This is a genomic window from Chryseobacterium indologenes (assembly GCF_018362995.1).
Classification (GTDB): domain Bacteria; phylum Bacteroidota; class Bacteroidia; order Flavobacteriales; family Weeksellaceae; genus Chryseobacterium; species Chryseobacterium indologenes_G.
In genome coordinates this window covers 4,055,933-4,071,361 of the sequence record NZ_CP074372.1, presented here as the reverse complement: position 1 = coordinate 4,071,361, position 15,429 = coordinate 4,055,933, and the positions used below count along the sequence as shown (strand labels likewise).

Sequence of the window (15,429 nt, the reverse complement as noted above, 5' to 3'; positions counted from 1 at the left end):
TAAAGATTCTAATTCATAAATGACAAAACCCTTAATTGCTTTATTAAGGGTTTTGTTTTTTCAATGCCAGAATATATTTATCTATATACAGCTGTTTTTCTTTTGATTTGTACTGCTGAATGTATCTGGGATGTTCCAGAACAGTCATGGTATCAAATAGTTTTGCTTCTTTGTTTAATTTTAAAATAAAGTCAGCATTCTTTTTACCCAGAACAAAAACCTCCGAGGTATCCAGATTGAGACTGATATGTTTCTTCAGAGATTCAATCATAAAGCTCTTCACAGCCTCGAACAGTTCTTTATCATCATAATAATTGGCATTAAGCCATCCATTTTTTGTTTTTCTTACGATAGCCAGCGGAAACGGAGAATTGATATAAATATCTTTATAGAAAAGATCTGCGCCGCCATATTCTTCAATCATATCATACATAAAAACGGAAGAAACTTCATGAGTACGGGCAGATTTCATTTTTATACCACAAATACTTTCGAGTCTTTTAGTATCGGTAAACGGAACGCCTGTAACCCCTGCTCCATGACGGCTAGGGTTGATTCCAATAATGAATTTTCTCTGGGCTGAATCGTTATAATATTTGTGATAAAACTTCTGCATGACCGTCAATGTTTCAGGATTATCCAGATAGGGGTTCAGAACTTCAAAGCCGTTGGGAAGATTTCCTCTATAGCTAAGGTTTTTATTGAACTCGATGACATGATCTGCAAAAGTAGTATTCATATTTAATTTTTAAGGAAAACAAAATTTTCAGGTTGATCGTCATCACTATCCTCGTCTTCGTCCTCATCTTCGTCACTTAAAGCCAATTCAATATCAATGAATTGAATGTATAAACCACAAATTTCTTCGTTAGCATCATACGCGAAGTAAACAGGATAAGTACCATCACCAAAACCACTTGCAAACATTGGAATCTGATAACTGGTACCAGGAATCGTCCAATTGATCCAGTCTCCTGCTTCTCTCTGATTGCTAGGATTATTTTTATAACTCTGTGAAAAAAGATCGGCAAAATAATCATCATACACGTTGTTGACCCCTAATTGATCTACAAATTGATCTACAAAAGGAAGTACTTCTTTATCAGTAATACAACCTAAACCAGCATCTACTCCGAAACCAAAAAAATCGTCTTCAGCTACGTCCTCCAATTCTTCAATTCCCACTAAGGCTTCTCTGTAAACAACAGGTTTTTCTTTAGTAAATTCAACCTTTACAACAGCATATCTTTCTCCCCAATCTTCAGATTTTACCACAGCAATGGTCACAGGAAAATTTCCTTTTGGAGCCTGAATAAAATAAGGTGATTGATTGGCATTTAAAGAAACCAACGGATCTCTTACCACCACTTTTCCTGAAGGAAGAGAAACATTTCCTATCTCCATCGTCTCCATTTTCTGTCCAAGAATTTCATCAGAAGTAAAATACGTTTCGAGATCTGTAGGACAAATCAAAATATTTTTCACTTCTTCCCACTTTTGCATCCAGTTTTGGTTCATTGCTCTTGATTTTATGATTGAATTTTAAAAGTAGTACTTTTTTACAAGAGAAAGAAGAAGTTGAAACTAAGAATCTATTAAAAATTAATCATTCACTTCAATACATTATTAATCAAAAAGAAACTGAATCATCATTTTTTATAATCCCATTCTCAAGTTTTAATTCACATCCATTTTTTTATTATATTCGTTTTCAATGAAATAGAATTTCATCCAACTAAAACTTTTAACCCATGATTGGAATTATCATTGAGCTTATCATTTCCTGGCTTCTCCTGAAGTTTATAGCAAAAAAGGATCTTTCTGTTTTAGGATTTAAGCCTAACCCAACTAGATTGATTCAGTGGAGTATTGGTTTTCTTTTGGCTATGGCGATTTGCAGTCTTTACCACATTATGACAACAGCATTTATCAATAACAGCTGGATTCTGAATAAGCACTTCACATTTTCTGCAGCGTTAATGAGCATATGGTGGGTTCTAAAGTCTGTATTGTTTGAAGAATTATTATTCAGAGGAGCTTTACTTTATCTTGCAATTGAAAAATGGGGAAATACCAAAGCCTGTCTTTTATCAGCTGTCTGCTTCGGAGTCTACCACTGGTTTTCTTATAATGCCTTCGGAAATCCTTTTCAGATGGGAATTATTTTTGTGATGACCGCCATCTTTGGGTGGATGCTTGCCGTTTCTTTTGCTAAGACCAAATCTCTGTACCTTCCTATAGGTCTACATCTGGGCTGGAATTTGTTTAATATTGTCATATTTTCAAATGGACCACTAGGCAAACAGTTCTTTATGAAAGCTAATGAAAGCCATCTTGAAGGAATTCCGTCACTGGTTGTTTTTTTGTTTCAGATATTTGCTTTGCCTCTTTTAATGTATGGATATTTTAAGCTTAAAAAGACATTATAAAAAAAGCTACAAATCACAGAGAATTGCAGCTTTATGTATTGTTTTAATTAAAAAAAAATCTAAGAATCGGCACATATATAACATGCTCTTGCAATATCAGGCCATCTTCCAGGGAGACAACAGCTTCCGGGAGGACAAGGATTAAGGACACAAGACCAGTTTGGCCCGGCTCCTTTAAGAGATCTCAACTCGTGTCTTGAAAGTTTTTTTAAGTTTTTCATTGTAATCAGTTTTGATATTCTCTCCTACTCTATATGCTTTTCGGATTTCGCCTATTAAAGTTAATCATTTTTAATTATAATAAAAAAAATCCCTTCCAATTAATGAAAGGGATTTTAAATTTATATTTTCCTGAATTAAATCAATCCAAACTGCTGGAAGTGGTGGGTAAAATGTTTTTTGTGCATCAGTTCCCACATTTCTTTATTCAGTTTTCCAAATACATAATTCATGTGCTCTGCCTGTGGATTTTCTTTGTAATAGATCACAAATTTCTTCAGGTTATCCATGAATGACTGTTTTGCGGCTTCCAGATTCTTGTGTGTTGGTTCCGGAAGTGAGCCATCTTTAGGAAGGAACGGAGCTGTAAATTCTTTTGGCATTGCTCTGTGGTTGTAAAGGGAATCCTGCCATTTTTCAAGATTTTCCTCCGGAGTGAAACATTTATCTGCTTCCGGTTCTCCAAAACTTACCAGAACTGCCTGTTCCAAATGTTCAATCATCTGCTGTGGTGACATTTTCCCCCAAAGCGCAGGAGTAGTTTCTGTTAATCCATTCAACATTTTCTGAATATTTTTTACATTCAGATCAATGAAAGGGGATTGTTTTGCAACCAATGTTAAGATTGTTGCCACGCAAACTACCTCATCTCTTTGGTTTACAACTTCAACCAGCCATTTTACAACACCTGAAGGAATGTTTCTTCCTTTTACTCCTCTGTTGATTTTTTCTTTTGCTGTCAGATAAACAGTGATCGTATCTCCGGCATATACAGGTTTGAAGAAGCTACAGTCTTCCAATCCGTAATTGGCAATAACAGGTCCTTTTTTGCCTGAAACAAACAATCCTGCTGCTGCTGAAAGAATGAAATAGCCGTGAGCTACGGTCTTATCAAAGATAGTTCCTGATAAACTAGTTGCGTCAGTATGAGCATAGAAATGATCCCATGAAACATTGGAGAAGTTGACGATATCTGCATCAGTAACTGTTCTTCCTGCTGTTTCTAAAGAGTCTCCTACTTCCACTTCCTCAAAATATTTCTGGAAAGGATGCTTGTCTGAGAATTTTTTCTCTGCGCCCTGCTGATAGATCTTAGTAATTGCTTTAAGTACATCCGGTGATCCCTGAATTGCTGTTTTCTGTAAGAAGAAATGAAGACCGCTTAGTCCGCCCATTTCCTCTCCGCCACCTGCTCTACCAGGACCTCCGTGCATTAATGTAGGAAGTGGTGAACCGTGACCTGTACTTTCTTTGGCATTATCTCTGTTCAGAACAAAGATTCTTCCGTGCTGGGAAGCCATTTTCCATGAAGTTTCTGCGATAAAGTTCTCATCGTGAGAAACGATAGATCCTACCAAACTTCCTTTTCCTCTTTTTGCCAGTGCGGCTGCTTCTTCAGCATCTTTATACGGCATCAATGTAGATACCGGCCCGAAAGCTTCTACATCATGAGAGATATTTTTTTCAAAAGGTTTGTCGTTCAGGAATAGTTTCGGACTCATAAATGCACCATTTTCGTAGTCTGCATCTACCAGCTCGTGCTTACCGTCATAGACAAGTTCTGTTTGTGATTTTAACAGGTTTACTTTTCTTACCACTTCTTCATACTGCTGTCTTCCCACCAAAGAACCCATTTTGGTTTCTCTGCTTAATGGGTTTCCTATTTTAGTCTGATCTAAAGCTTTAGACAATGCATTCTGAACGTCACCGATTAAATGTTCCGGAACGATGATTCTTCTGATCGCTGTACATTTTTGTCCTGCTTTCGTGGTCATTTCGTTACGAACTTCTTTGATGAATAAATCAAATTCAGGAGTTCCCGGTTTTGCTTCCAATCCAAGGATAGAACAGTTTAATGAATCTGCTTCCATATTGAAACGAACAGCATTACCAGCGATGGAAGGAAGTGATTTTAATTTTCTTCCTGTATTGGCTGAACCTGTAAATAACACAGAGTCTCCATCCTGTACATAATCCAGAATATTTCCCGGTTCTCCGCAGACTAACTGCACGGCACCTTCAGGTAAAATTCCACTTTCAATCATATCCTGGAATACAGCATTCGTAAGATAAGACCCGAAAGGAGATGGCTTCACAATAGAAGGAACGCCCGCTAATAATGAAGTAGAAAGCTTTTCCAACATTCCCCACACCGGAAAGTTATAGGCATTGATCTGTACAGAAACTCCTTCACTAGGTGTTAAAATATGAGTTCCTAAAAAAGTTCCGTTAGCAGAAATTTTCTGAGTATCTCCATCTACCCAAAATGAAGTATTGGGAAGCATTCTTTTTGCCAATCCGGAATAGGTAAAGAAAGTCCCGAAACCTCCTTCAATATCCACCCATGAATCAACATGTGTAGCTCCAGTTTTATATGATAAGTCGTAATATTTTTTCTTTCTTTCCAGCAGGTAAAGCGCTACTTTTTTCAACATTTCTCCGCGGTCGTAGAAAGTCATTGAAGAAAGGTTTTTGTATCCTACGGTTCTTCCGTAGTCAAGAGCCTGCTCAAAATTAAGCCCTTCTGTATCGGAAACAGCTACCAGCTCTCCTGTAACGGCATTGTACAAAGGAACTCCGCTTCCGCTACCTTCTACCCATTGTCCGTAGATATAGTTTTTTAACTTTTCCATAAAATATTTAATTTATCAACGTAGCAATGTAACAGTTTACCATTGAGATGCTTCGACTCCGCTCAGCATGACAAGCGTCATTATTACAGTTTTACATTGTCATATTATTAGATTTATTATTTATTTCGGTTCCTGATAGGGAAACATTTTCACTAATCCTTCATATAAACTTCTGTGAAGAATGGTTGCATGATTGTCTGTTTCCATCATTTTATATTCTAATGTCCAGTTTTTCTTTCCTGCTTTTTTCAAAACATCGTAGAAAGCTTCGGCATCTTTTACCATTACCGGATGTTCTCCTTTTCCTACAGAAACATAGACAAACTTTTTAGTATCCGAAGATTTTGTAAGTAATTGAGGAGCCTGCTTTAAAAGGCTTTCATCATCCCACCATAAGCTTGGACTGATAATAAAATAGTTGTTAAACATTTCCGGCTTTTTCAGAAGTATTTCTGCTGCCAGAAGCCCTCCCAAAGATTGCCCGAACAAATATTTGTCCGTGGTTTTAAACTGACTTTCAACATAAGGTTTTAATTCTTTTTCAAGGAAAGCAATAAACTTATCAGAATGTCCTGTGGTAGGATAATCTTTCTGTAAGTCTTTTAAATCTGTATGAAAGGTGAAATCCCTTTTCCTGTCTACATTAGCAACTCCAATCACAATGGTTTCCGGCATGGAATACATCTGATTAAAGAATTGTACTAATCCTGTAACGTGAATAAAATCTTCATTTATGCTTCCATCCAACAGATAGATCACCGGGTATGATTTGGTTTTATCATAACCTTGTGGAAGATAAATATTCAACGTTCTGTCTTCATTTAACGTTTTGGACTTAATAGTCCTCACTTCTCCGATTGTAAGCGGTTTTGTCGTAACAGTTTGTGCTGACACCACACTATTCATCGCCAACACCATGCTGCATACAAGTGCAATTTTTTTAATCATATTTAATTTTAAATGGTCATTATTTTATATCATCCCAAATGCTGTAATCCACAATTTTTGTTGGGATCTGCTGAACATATTCTGTAAAAGGCTCACAAGGCAGAATAGCTTCTTTTCCTTCTCTTGCCAGTTCCTGATAGAGTTTTGTTCCTTCTGTTTTCCAGTGAATCATTTCGTCAGATACGTCACGGATAATTTTTGCAGGGCTTCCTACCACTAATTTTCTTGGTTCGCATCTGAAATTGGCAGGTACAAAAGCTAATGCCCCAACGATACTTTCGTCACCGATGTACGCTTTGTCCATCACAACGGAATTCATTCCGATCAGACAGTTTTTACCGATGTGTCCTGAATGAATGATTGCGCCATGCCCGATATGTGCAGATTCTTCCAGTATGGTTTCTATATTCGGGAAAACATGAAGGGTACAGTTTTCCTGTACATTGGCTCCGTCTTTAATAATAATTTTCCCCCAGTCTCCACGAATTACCGCATTGGGACCAATATATACTTCTTCCCCTATTTCTACATTCCCGATAATGACTGCCTGCGGATGAATATAGGCAGAGGGCTTTATAATGGGACGAATCCCGTGGTATGAATAGATGTTCATATTTTTTAATTTGAAAATCTGACAATGGGATAATTTGAAAATTGATAATGTCTTTAAACATTTTCAAATTCTCAAATCAACTCACTTTCAAATTAATTATACTTTTTCAATCACCATTGCATATCCTTGCCCTACACCGATACAAAGGGTACACAATGCATATTTTTTATCCTGCTTCTGAAGTTCCATAGCTGCAGAACCTACAATTCTTGCCCCGGAAACTCCCAGTGGGTGACCAATTGCTATTGCTCCACCATTCGGGTTTATTCTTGCGTCATTATCTTTTAATCCTAAACTTCTTGTCACAGCAAGTGCCTGTGCTGCGAATGCTTCGTTTAGTTCAATGATGTCCATATCTTCAAGAGAAAGATTTAATCTCTTCAATAGCTTTTGAGTGGCTTCTACCGGACCGATTCCCATAATTCTTGGCTCTACTCCGGCTACGGAAGAACCTAAAATTCTGGCTTTTGGTTTTAATCCATATTTTTTCACAGCTTCTTCACTTGCTAAAATCAAAGCTGCGGCACCGTCATTCATTCCAGAAGCATTTCCTGCAGTTACCGTTCCTTCTTTTCTGAAAGCAGGACGAAGTTTTGCAAGACCTTCCATAGAAGATGTTGGCTTAATGAATTCATCTTTTTCGAAAATAATAGGATCTCCTTTTCTCTGAGGAATTTCAACTTTTACAATTTCTTCTGCCAATCTTCCGCTTTCCTGAGCTTTTGTAGCCTTCTGCTGAGACCAAAGGGCAAATTTATCCTGATCTTCCCTGTTGATCTGGTGGATATCTGCTAAGTTTTCAGCAGTTTCTCCCATTCCGTCAACCCCGTATAATTCTTTCATCTTAGGGTTGATAAAACGCCATCCGAAAGTGGTATCAAACATCTGACTGTCTCTTCCGAAAGCTGCACTTGGTTTTGACATCACATAAGGAGAACGTGTCATATGCTCAACGCCTCCTGCAATATAAATTTCACCTTCTCCTGCAGCAATGGAACGGAATGCATTTGCTACTGCAGACATTCCCGAAGCACAAAGTCTGTTTACTGTCTCACCTCCAATTTTATATGGAAGACCAGCCAATAAAAGTCCCATTCTTGCTACGTTTCTGTTATCTTCACCCGCCTGATTGGCACATCCGAAAATAACATCTTCAATTTCCTCTACAGGAACTTCAGGATTTCTCGCAACTACTTCTTTGATAACAATAGCAGCTAAATCATCTGCTCTTACTTCTGATAATCCTCCCTGCAGTTTTGAGATGGGAGTTCTGACATAGTCTATGATGTATACGTTGTTCATAATTTTACTTTGAAAATAGGATAATGCATAATTTGAAATTACCCAACTTCCTTTTTCTATTTATTTGTTTTTATTTCTTAGTTCTAAAGCCTGTTTTAAAGTATAGGGTTCGTATCTGAAATCCGGCCCGTACATTCTTTTGGCATTTTCTTCAATAGTGGAATCAAAACCTGCTTCTTTTCTTCTTTTATTAACATTTTTGAGATCTTTAACAGGCCAGACAAAATTGACAAAGACTTGTTTTCCGTTCTTATCTTTTGTCATTTCTCCTTTTCCCTGTGTGCCATAGATCTGTTCTTTGTCTTCCTGCATCAGATATCGGTCTTCCATCATCGCAACCCATGTAAAAGGAATTTCTTTCTTTTTTCCAGCTTCTTTTATGAGAGGAAGATATTTTCCAATTTTGGTTGAATGCTGGATTACGTACCATGCGGCCTGGTTTGTAGGTTCTCCTACAAGTGTTTTTCCGGGATAGCCATATTGAGCAATAATATTTTCTATTTTCTGCACGTTCAGACTATCATGTTCTGCAACCATCTGCCAGCCTTTCTTTTTGAACTCTTCTTTGTCGATATTCAGAGTTGTCAGGAGCTGTTCTCTTTTTTCCGGAGTTATTTCGGAATCGAAAAGCATTCTGTATCCCTGATCCACCTTCATAATCTCATCGAGTTCTTTTTTCAAAGCTTCATTTACTTTGTGCTGGGCATTCATCAGAAAAGCTGAAATCCCGAAAAGCAGTAGAAATATTTTTCTCATTTTGTTTACTATGGTGTCTGGTTAATGTTTTTTATAAGTCGGTGACTTTTTTCCCTATTTTATAGACTGTTCCAACAAATTTTGCAATCAGCTCACTGTTTTGATTGGTAATCTGAATGTCATAAACCGCCGTTTTTCTGGTATCATTCACCAAAATACTTTCGGCTCTGAAAATATCTCCTTCCTTTCCGGCTTTGGTAAAATTGATAATACAGTTCAGCGCTACAGCAGCATCACCCGTACTGTTGGATGAAAATGCCAACGCTGAGTCTGCAAAAGCAAAGGTAACTCCGCCATGAACTGTTTTAAGCCCGTTAATCATATCTTTCTTAATGGGCATTTCTATTAAACAGTAATTTTCTTTTACTTCAATCATTTTGATATTCATCCACTGGGAAAAATAATCCTGATTGAACATATAATCTGCTACTTGTCTTGGATTCATTTCTATTAATTATATGTTTGTTATTTCTTCATACAGCTCATCGGATAACCTGTCATAAACATTCATTGTTTTGCCCAGAATAATCTGTTCGTATGAAAGACTTTCTGAATCTGATGAATTTTCAGAGGGGTAGGATTCGTTTAAATCAATTCCATTTTCGTTGGCTAATCTTTTGATCAGTTCTTTATATTTCTCATTAAACTTTCCTAACAACTCAAGCCTTTCCTCAGCATTGACAGAAGAAGCCTCCTGAGTTAAATACTGTTTCTCAATTAAAAGCCTGGTCTCCAGCTCCGCTCTAAATTCTTCTATATCCATGAAGTTTTTTTGATATAATAATCTACTTGAGAGATGCTTCGACTTCGCTCAGCATGACAATTCACTAGCAGATTTAAATACTTTTATAGTTTTCTCAGCAAAGAACTTTGTCTATATCTCTCTTCCTGATATTCTTCGTATAGGTTTTGCAGGGTTTCGGAGATTTTTGCATACCCGATTTCTTGTCCCCAGCTTAGTAATCCTTTCGGATAGTTTACGCCTTTCTGCATTGCCAGCTCAATATCTTCGTCATTGGCAACCCCTAATCTTTTGGCTTCAACCGCTTCATTGATCAGCATTGAAATGATTCTTAAAAATATCTGCTGGTATAAAGCATCGTCTTTCTGAGCAACAGGTTTTTCTGCTCCTTCACTGTAATCGTAGAAACCTTTCCCAGTCTTTCTTCCGTGAAGTTTTGCTTCAGACATTCTTTGCTGTAATAGAGACGGCTTGTATTTCGGATCATAGAAATAATCTTTGTAAACAGTTGTTGTTACTGCAAAATTGACATCGACACCGATAAGATCCATCAATTCGAAAGGTCCCATTTTGAAATTACCCAGTGTTTTCATGGCATCATCCACCTGTTCCGGTGTTGCGATGTTTTCCTCAACAATCCTAAGTGCTTCCCCATAATAAGGTCTGGCAATTCTGTTGACGATAAATCCGGGAATATCTTTGGCAATAACAGGAGTTTTCCCCCATTCTTTCATGAGGTTGTAGATTTTTTCTGCTAAAGTTTTTTCTGTCAATAAGGATGGAATAACTTCCACTAAAGGCATCAACGGAGCCGGATTGAAAAAGTGAATTCCGATGAAACGCTCCGGTTTCTTTAGTTCTGCACCCAGAGAGGTGATAGAGATAGAAGAGGTATTGGAACTAAGGATACAGTTTTCTGAAACATAATTTTCAAGCTCTGTAAACACTTTGGTTTTGATCTCTTTGTTTTCGATAATGGCTTCGATCACCAAATCAGAATCTTTTAAATTCTGTAATGCTTCACCTTTCACGATATTGTTTCTGATTTCTGCTGCTTTTTCCTGAGAGATTTTGCCTTTCTCAGTCAGCTTTTGAAGGGTCTTTTCTAAACCTGAAAGCGCTTTATCAATTTGTGGAGCATTAGCGTCGAATAAAACAACTTTGCATCCTGCTGTTGCAGCTACCTGAGCAATTCCTACGCCCATGGTTCCTGCCCCAATAATTCCAATATTCATTTATTTGTACAATGTATTAATGTAAAATGTATTCATGCAAATCGTTTTAAAAATCATTAATACATTTTACATGAATACATTAATACGAAATTTATTTTCCTTTATAATTAGGTTTTCTTTTCTGTAAAAAGGCATTTACTCCTTCAATGAAGTCTTCTGTTTCTGCTGCTTCCTGCTGTAGATCTCCTTCCAGCTCAAGCTGCTCTTTCAATGTATTGGTATAAGAATGTGCAAAAGCTTTTTTGGTAAGCTTAATTGCCGCGGTTGGCATGTTCGACATTCTTTCAAGAATTTCCATTGATTTTGATGCGAATTCTTCTTCCGAGAAAACTTCAGCAACAAGACCATAAGATTTAGATTCTTCAGCAGATAATTTTTTACCTGTAAACGCTAAATAATTGGCCAATTGTCTACCTAAAAGCTTCGGTAAGAAGTATGTTCCTCCTGTATCAGGAATTAAGCCGATATTTGAGAATGCCTGTGAGAAGTATGCTTTATTACTTGCCAAAACAAAGTCACAGATCAGAGCCAACATAGCACCAGCTCCTACTGCAGGACCATTTACCAATGCGATAACAGGTTTTCTGCAACGTGTAACCTCTAACACTAAAGGGTTATAATAATCTACCACAATTTTTCTGATGATGTCATGATCATGGTGTTCTTTGCCTACCACAAAAGCTTCGTCCAGATTCTGACCTGAGCAGAACGCTCTTCCTCTTCCGGAAATAGCAACACATCTTACAGTTTCATCTTCGTTGCATTCTTTGATAAAATCTTTCAGATCTCCTAAAGCCGGCTTTGTAAGGGCATTCATTGTTTCTGGCTGATTCAGATATGCAATTTTAAGCTTCCCGTCAAAATGCGTTTCAATATCGAGTTGTGTATACATAGTTTTTATTAATTTATTATTTAACAATGCACTAATTTAACAATATAAATTCATGTAACAACCTAAGATTTTAACAATCTAACAACAGCATCGTTATGCTCTGCATATCCGTTAATTTTATTGATAAATTGTACATTAATCTATAGTTACCCTTAATGACATTTAAAATAATCAAAAGGTTCCAGACAGTCTAAGCATTGATAAGAGGCTTTACATAAGGTAGACCCAAATCTGCTGATCTGCTTGGTATGCTCAGAACCACAGCGCGGACATTTTTTCGGTTTCCCGATATGATGTTCATCTGCTCCTTTTTCAGGAGGAGTGATTCCGTAGACACGAAGTTTTTCTCTCGCTTCATCAGTCAGCCAGTCCGTTGTCCAGATCGGAAACATCTTGGTAACTACTTTTGCTTCCCATCCGTTTTCTTTCATCATTTTGATAATATCCTCTTCAATGGTAAACATTGCAGGACAGGCAGAATAAGTAGGCGTAATGATCACTTCACACGTATTTTCACCTGTGACCTGTGCATCTCTTACAATTCCTAATTCCACGATATCAATCACCGGAATTTCCGGGTCGGGAATTGTTTTTAATAAATCTAAAAGCTGATTCATATTTTACTTTTTATCAGAATCGAGAATTATTTTCAATGAATTCTGATAATCCAAATTATCTGTTATTCCGTTGTGATACTGATCTTTTAATAGAATCAGACTATCACCTTTTTTAAAGCTATTTTTAAGTTTTAAGGATGACTTATAATTAATAACCTCATCTTTATCGCCATGAAAAATTACAACGGGCGACTTAACGGTTTTTAAATATTCACCGGTCTCAAAATTATATTTCAGTAAAAACTTAGGAAGAAATGAAAATTTTTGACTCATTTCATCTTCCATACTATAATACGGAGCCTGTAAAATCAATAATCTTGCGTTCTGCATTGATGCTAATTTTGCAGCTAAGCCCGTTCCTATAGAATATCCTAAAATGATAATTTTGTTCTCCGGATATCTTTTCAAAAGCTCCTTATAAGCACTCTCAACATCCGAAAAAAGCTGCTCTTTATTCTTAATCTTATCTTCACTTTTTCCGTACCCTCGGTAATCCAATATAAATGTATCATAGTTCATATTGGCATACAGTTCAGCTACTTCACCCCATTCTTTTAATGAACCTCCATTCCCATGAAGATAAAAAATTACGCCTTTAGGGTTTTGAGCTTTAAATAAAACGGAGTTTAAATGTTTTTTATCTTTTGTTGTAACCGTTATTTCTTCAAAATCACCGTCAAATTTAAATTTGTAATTCTCCGGTAACTTTTCAGGATAAAAAATAATTTTCTCCTGATAGAAGTAGATTCCCACACATAACATCACATATGCGATAAGAAAAAAAGCAAATATTCCCAGAAGTAACTTTTTCATACTTGTTACCAAGTACAACCCGGATACGCTCTCTGCATATATTGAAGTTCACAAAGAATAAATCCAAAATACTCTGTATGATATCCTGTTCTTGATTTTGGCTGCATAAAAGGATTTGATGGATATTCCAACCCGAAATCTGCAAAATCTTTCTTCGTAATGGCAATGAATTCTTCGTAAAGAGCATCTGCATCCGGAACGATGTTCAAAGCAATAAGATCATCTTCACCTTCTGTTTTAGCAAAAAGTCCTTTTGTATATTCCCAGATATCTTCAATGGCTTTTACCACACGGGATTTGCTTTCTTCTGTACCCTGAGCGAAAATTTTCATCCAGGATGCAGCATGGGTATAATGATATCTTACTTCCTTTAGTGATTTCTGGGCAATAGCCGAAAGTTCTTCATCTGCAGAATTGGACAATGCCTCATACATCAGTTTCTGATACACAGCAAAAACGTAAACTTTCAGAATGGTCTGAGCATAGTCTTCATTTGGAAGTTCTGTCCAGTGTGCATTTACATATTCGTGTTCGTATCTTAGAAAGGCTAAATCATCTTCACTTTTACCGTTGTCAATTACTCTTGAAGCATAAACATAAAAGTTGTTAGCCTGTCCCAACTCATCTAATGCAATGTTCGTCAATGCAATATCTTCCTCTAAATAAGGACCTTCACCGCACCATGCAGACAGACGCTGTCCCATAATGAAACTGTCGTCTGCTAGTTTTAATAAATAATTATATAATGGGTTCATTGTTTAATCAATTTAAAGACGGATAGATGATAGATGGATAGAAAAAAGACAAGTAAACCTTAAGGTCTTTTATCTATCTGTCTATTATCTCAAAAGTCTTATTACATATTTTTTACATCGTTTGGAATGTCGTAGAACGTTGGATGACGGTATAGTTTATCATCAGCCGGATCGAAGAATGCTTCTTTGTCCACTCCTTCCGAGGTCACAATATATTTACTTGGAACTACCCAAACAGAAGTTCCTTCTTTTCTTCTTGTATAAACGTCTCTTGCGTTCTGCAAAGCCATTTCTGCTGTTGGTGCCTGTACAATTCCAACGTGTTTGTGGGATAATCCCGGTTTAGTTTGAATAAACACTTCCCACATATCTAAATTTGCCATAGTCAAATTAATTTAACAATGTATCAATGTACCAGTTTAACAATGAGATGCTTCGACAAGCTCAGCATGACAATGATTGTTACATTTCTACATTGGTATATTGTTACATTATTATATTACTTCTTTTTGTTGTTTTTCTGCAAAAGCTGCTGCTGCTTCCTTTACCCAAGAATTTTCTCTTTGAGCTTTTCTCTTCGTTTCAATACGCTTTTTATTGCAAGGGCCGTTTCCTTTTAAGATTTCCATAAACTCATCCCATGGAAGTTCTCCGAAATCATAATGCTGTCTTTCCTCATTCCATTTCAGGTCTTTATCCGGAACAGTTAATCCTAAGAATTCTGCCTGAGAAACAGTAACGTCGATAAATCTCTGACGAAGGCTGTCATTACTTTCTCTTTTTACTCTGTAATTCATAGAGATCTTCGAGTTTGGAGAGCTGTCGTCATTCGGTCCGAACATCATTAATGCCGGCCACCAGAAACGGTTCAATGAAGCCTGAGCCATTTCTTTCTGTTGTTTGGTACCACGGCAAAGCGCCATTAAAATCTCATACCCTTGTCTTTGGTGGAAAGATTCTTCTTTACAGATCTTCACCATTGCTCTGGAATAAGGACCGTAAGAATTCCCCATCAGCATTACCTGGTTCATAATGGCAGCACCATCTACCAGCCAGCCGATTGCTCCTATATCTGCCCAGCTTAAGGTAGGATAGTTGAAAATACTTGAATATTTCGCTTTTCCTTCCAGCATATCATCATAAGTTGCATCTCTGTCTGCTCTGATGCTCCCATCTCCTAAAGTTTCTGTTGCAGAATAAAGATATAATCCGTGACCTGCTTCATCCTGAACTTTAGCCAAAAGCGCCATTTTTCTTCTCAATGAAGGTGCTCTTGAAATCCAGTTCGCTTCCGGCAGCATTCCTACAATTTCAGAATGGGCGTGCTGTGAAATCTGACGAACCAATAGTTTTCTGTAATCATCGGGCATTACATCTTTTGGTTCTACTTTATTTTCTTCATGTACGTATTGTACAAATTTTTCTAAGTCCATTTTTTTGTTTTTTTGTAAAATGTAGAAAGTATTAATGTATTC

At 36.9% G+C, this 15,429-nt stretch carries 18 protein-coding genes; 1 reads left to right on the top strand and 17 read right to left on the bottom strand.

Translation table 11 applies throughout. The features are described from left to right. Positions 1-43: 43 nt before the first annotated feature. Positions 44-739, bottom strand: a complete 696-nt coding sequence (locus DYR29_RS18420) for an SMUG2 DNA glycosylase family protein (RefSeq protein WP_213278000.1) — start codon at positions 737-739, stop codon at positions 44-46. Between the two features lie 2 nt (positions 740-741). Next, positions 742-1,518 (bottom strand): DUF4241 domain-containing protein, encoded by a 777-nt coding sequence (locus DYR29_RS18415; protein ID WP_213277999.1) that lies wholly within the window; start codon positions 1,516-1,518, stop codon positions 742-744. Positions 1,519-1,751: 233 nt separating this feature from the next. Between DYR29_RS18415 and DYR29_RS18410 the strand changes: the two genes are divergently transcribed. Further along, entirely contained in the window at positions 1,752-2,429 is a 678-nt protein-coding gene (locus DYR29_RS18410; RefSeq protein WP_213277998.1) for a CPBP family intramembrane glutamic endopeptidase, read from the top strand. Positions 2,430-2,488: 59 nt separating this feature from the next. Here the strand turns inward: DYR29_RS18410 and DYR29_RS18405 are convergent, their stop codons facing one another. From DYR29_RS18405 to paaA, 15 genes are all read right to left on the bottom strand, one after another. Continuing rightward, complete coding sequence (locus DYR29_RS18405) at positions 2,489-2,650, bottom strand: bacteriocin-like protein (RefSeq protein ID WP_167497914.1); 162 nt, start codon at positions 2,648-2,650, stop codon at positions 2,489-2,491. A gap of 135 nt (positions 2,651-2,785) precedes the next feature. Beyond that, entirely contained in the window at positions 2,786-5,281 is a 2,496-nt protein-coding gene (paaZ, locus tag DYR29_RS18400; RefSeq protein WP_213277997.1) for a phenylacetic acid degradation bifunctional protein PaaZ, read from the bottom strand. Between the two features lie 120 nt (positions 5,282-5,401). Beyond that, the gene (locus DYR29_RS18395; protein ID WP_213277996.1) at positions 5,402-6,229 is read right to left on the bottom strand and encodes an alpha/beta hydrolase; all 828 of its coding nucleotides are present in this window, start codon (positions 6,227-6,229) and stop codon (positions 5,402-5,404) included. A 19-nt stretch (positions 6,230-6,248) separates the two neighbouring features. After that, on the bottom strand, positions 6,249-6,842 hold the full coding sequence (locus DYR29_RS18390) for a transferase hexapeptide repeat family protein (protein WP_047429267.1): 594 nt from the start codon (positions 6,840-6,842) through the stop codon (positions 6,249-6,251). A gap of 96 nt (positions 6,843-6,938) precedes the next feature. After that, positions 6,939-8,144 (bottom strand): 3-oxoadipyl-CoA thiolase, encoded by a 1,206-nt coding sequence (pcaF, locus tag DYR29_RS18385; protein WP_213277995.1) that lies wholly within the window; start codon positions 8,142-8,144, stop codon positions 6,939-6,941. A gap of 60 nt (positions 8,145-8,204) precedes the next feature. After that, positions 8,205-8,900 (bottom strand): DUF6624 domain-containing protein, encoded by a 696-nt coding sequence (locus tag DYR29_RS18380; RefSeq protein ID WP_213277994.1) that lies wholly within the window; start codon positions 8,898-8,900, stop codon positions 8,205-8,207. A gap of 31 nt (positions 8,901-8,931) precedes the next feature. Then, positions 8,932-9,345 carry a PaaI family thioesterase gene (locus tag DYR29_RS18375; RefSeq protein WP_213277993.1) on the bottom strand — a complete coding sequence of 138 codons (414 nt, stop codon included), beginning with the start codon at positions 9,343-9,345 and terminating at the stop codon, positions 8,932-8,934. A 9-nt stretch (positions 9,346-9,354) separates the two neighbouring features. Beyond that, positions 9,355-9,663 carry a hypothetical protein gene (locus DYR29_RS18370; protein ID WP_213277992.1) on the bottom strand — a complete coding sequence of 103 codons (309 nt, stop codon included), beginning with the start codon at positions 9,661-9,663 and terminating at the stop codon, positions 9,355-9,357. A gap of 83 nt (positions 9,664-9,746) precedes the next feature. Beyond that, positions 9,747-10,877: a 3-hydroxyacyl-CoA dehydrogenase NAD-binding domain-containing protein gene (locus DYR29_RS18365; RefSeq protein ID WP_213277991.1), complete on the bottom strand. Its 1,131-nt coding sequence runs from the start codon at positions 10,875-10,877 to the stop codon at positions 9,747-9,749. Positions 10,878-10,968: 91 nt separating this feature from the next. Continuing rightward, positions 10,969-11,769, bottom strand: coding sequence for an enoyl-CoA hydratase-related protein (locus DYR29_RS18360; protein ID WP_213277990.1), 801 nt, complete (start codon positions 11,767-11,769; stop codon positions 10,969-10,971). Between the two features lie 152 nt (positions 11,770-11,921). After that, positions 11,922-12,386, bottom strand: a complete 465-nt coding sequence (paaD, locus tag DYR29_RS18355; RefSeq protein ID WP_047429163.1) for a 1,2-phenylacetyl-CoA epoxidase subunit PaaD — start codon at positions 12,384-12,386, stop codon at positions 11,922-11,924. 3 nt (positions 12,387-12,389) lie between these two features. Further along, positions 12,390-13,199: an alpha/beta hydrolase gene (locus DYR29_RS18350; RefSeq protein ID WP_213277989.1), complete on the bottom strand. Its 810-nt coding sequence runs from the start codon at positions 13,197-13,199 to the stop codon at positions 12,390-12,392. Between the two features lie 5 nt (positions 13,200-13,204). Then, positions 13,205-13,954 carry a 1,2-phenylacetyl-CoA epoxidase subunit PaaC gene (paaC, locus tag DYR29_RS18345; RefSeq protein WP_213277988.1) on the bottom strand — a complete coding sequence of 250 codons (750 nt, stop codon included), beginning with the start codon at positions 13,952-13,954 and terminating at the stop codon, positions 13,205-13,207. A 101-nt stretch (positions 13,955-14,055) separates the two neighbouring features. Next, positions 14,056-14,337 carry a 1,2-phenylacetyl-CoA epoxidase subunit PaaB gene (paaB, locus tag DYR29_RS18340; protein ID WP_039364405.1) on the bottom strand — a complete coding sequence of 94 codons (282 nt, stop codon included), beginning with the start codon at positions 14,335-14,337 and terminating at the stop codon, positions 14,056-14,058. Positions 14,338-14,448: 111 nt separating this feature from the next. Beyond that, positions 14,449-15,387, bottom strand: a complete 939-nt coding sequence (gene paaA / locus DYR29_RS18335) for a 1,2-phenylacetyl-CoA epoxidase subunit PaaA (protein ID WP_109714328.1) — start codon at positions 15,385-15,387, stop codon at positions 14,449-14,451. Between the last annotated feature and the right edge of the window lie 42 nt (positions 15,388-15,429).

Excerpts from the sequence above, each read along its gene's own strand:
- paaB (WP_039364405.1), bottom strand. The coding sequence starts at position 14,337 with ATGGCAAATTTAGATATGTGGGAAGTGTTTATTCAAACTAAACCGGGA.
- paaC (WP_213277988.1), bottom strand. The coding sequence starts at position 13,954 with ATGAACCCATTATATAATTATTTATTAAAACTAGCAGACGACAGTTTC.
- DYR29_RS18410 (WP_213277998.1), top strand. The coding sequence starts at position 1,752 with ATGATTGGAATTATCATTGAGCTTATCATTTCCTGGCTTCTCCTGAAG.
- DYR29_RS18415 (WP_213277999.1), bottom strand. The coding sequence starts at position 1,518 with ATGAACCAAAACTGGATGCAAAAGTGGGAAGAAGTGAAAAATATTTTG.
- DYR29_RS18420 (WP_213278000.1), bottom strand. The coding sequence starts at position 739 with ATGAATACTACTTTTGCAGATCATGTCATCGAGTTCAATAAAAACCTT.
- paaZ (WP_213277997.1), bottom strand. The coding sequence starts at position 5,281 with ATGGAAAAGTTAAAAAACTATATCTACGGACAATGGGTAGAAGGTAGC.
- DYR29_RS18405 (WP_167497914.1), bottom strand. The coding sequence starts at position 2,650 with ATGAAAAACTTAAAAAAACTTTCAAGACACGAGTTGAGATCTCTTAAA.
- paaD (WP_047429163.1), bottom strand. The coding sequence starts at position 12,386 with ATGAATCAGCTTTTAGATTTATTAAAAACAATTCCCGACCCGGAAATT.
- DYR29_RS18375 (WP_213277993.1), bottom strand. The coding sequence starts at position 9,345 with ATGAATCCAAGACAAGTAGCAGATTATATGTTCAATCAGGATTATTTT.
- DYR29_RS18350 (WP_213277989.1), bottom strand. The coding sequence starts at position 13,199 with ATGAAAAAGTTACTTCTGGGAATATTTGCTTTTTTTCTTATCGCATAT.
- DYR29_RS18370 (WP_213277992.1), bottom strand. The coding sequence starts at position 9,663 with ATGGATATAGAAGAATTTAGAGCGGAGCTGGAGACCAGGCTTTTAATT.
- pcaF (WP_213277995.1), bottom strand. The coding sequence starts at position 8,144 with ATGAACAACGTATACATCATAGACTATGTCAGAACTCCCATCTCAAAA.
- DYR29_RS18395 (WP_213277996.1), bottom strand. The coding sequence starts at position 6,229 with ATGATTAAAAAAATTGCACTTGTATGCAGCATGGTGTTGGCGATGAAT.
- paaA (WP_109714328.1), bottom strand. The coding sequence starts at position 15,387 with ATGGACTTAGAAAAATTTGTACAATACGTACATGAAGAAAATAAAGTA.
- DYR29_RS18390 (WP_047429267.1), bottom strand. The coding sequence starts at position 6,842 with ATGAACATCTATTCATACCACGGGATTCGTCCCATTATAAAGCCCTCT.
- DYR29_RS18365 (WP_213277991.1), bottom strand. The coding sequence starts at position 10,877 with ATGAATATTGGAATTATTGGGGCAGGAACCATGGGCGTAGGAATTGCT.
- DYR29_RS18360 (WP_213277990.1), bottom strand. The coding sequence starts at position 11,769 with ATGTATACACAACTCGATATTGAAACGCATTTTGACGGGAAGCTTAAA.
- DYR29_RS18380 (WP_213277994.1), bottom strand. The coding sequence starts at position 8,900 with ATGAGAAAAATATTTCTACTGCTTTTCGGGATTTCAGCTTTTCTGATG.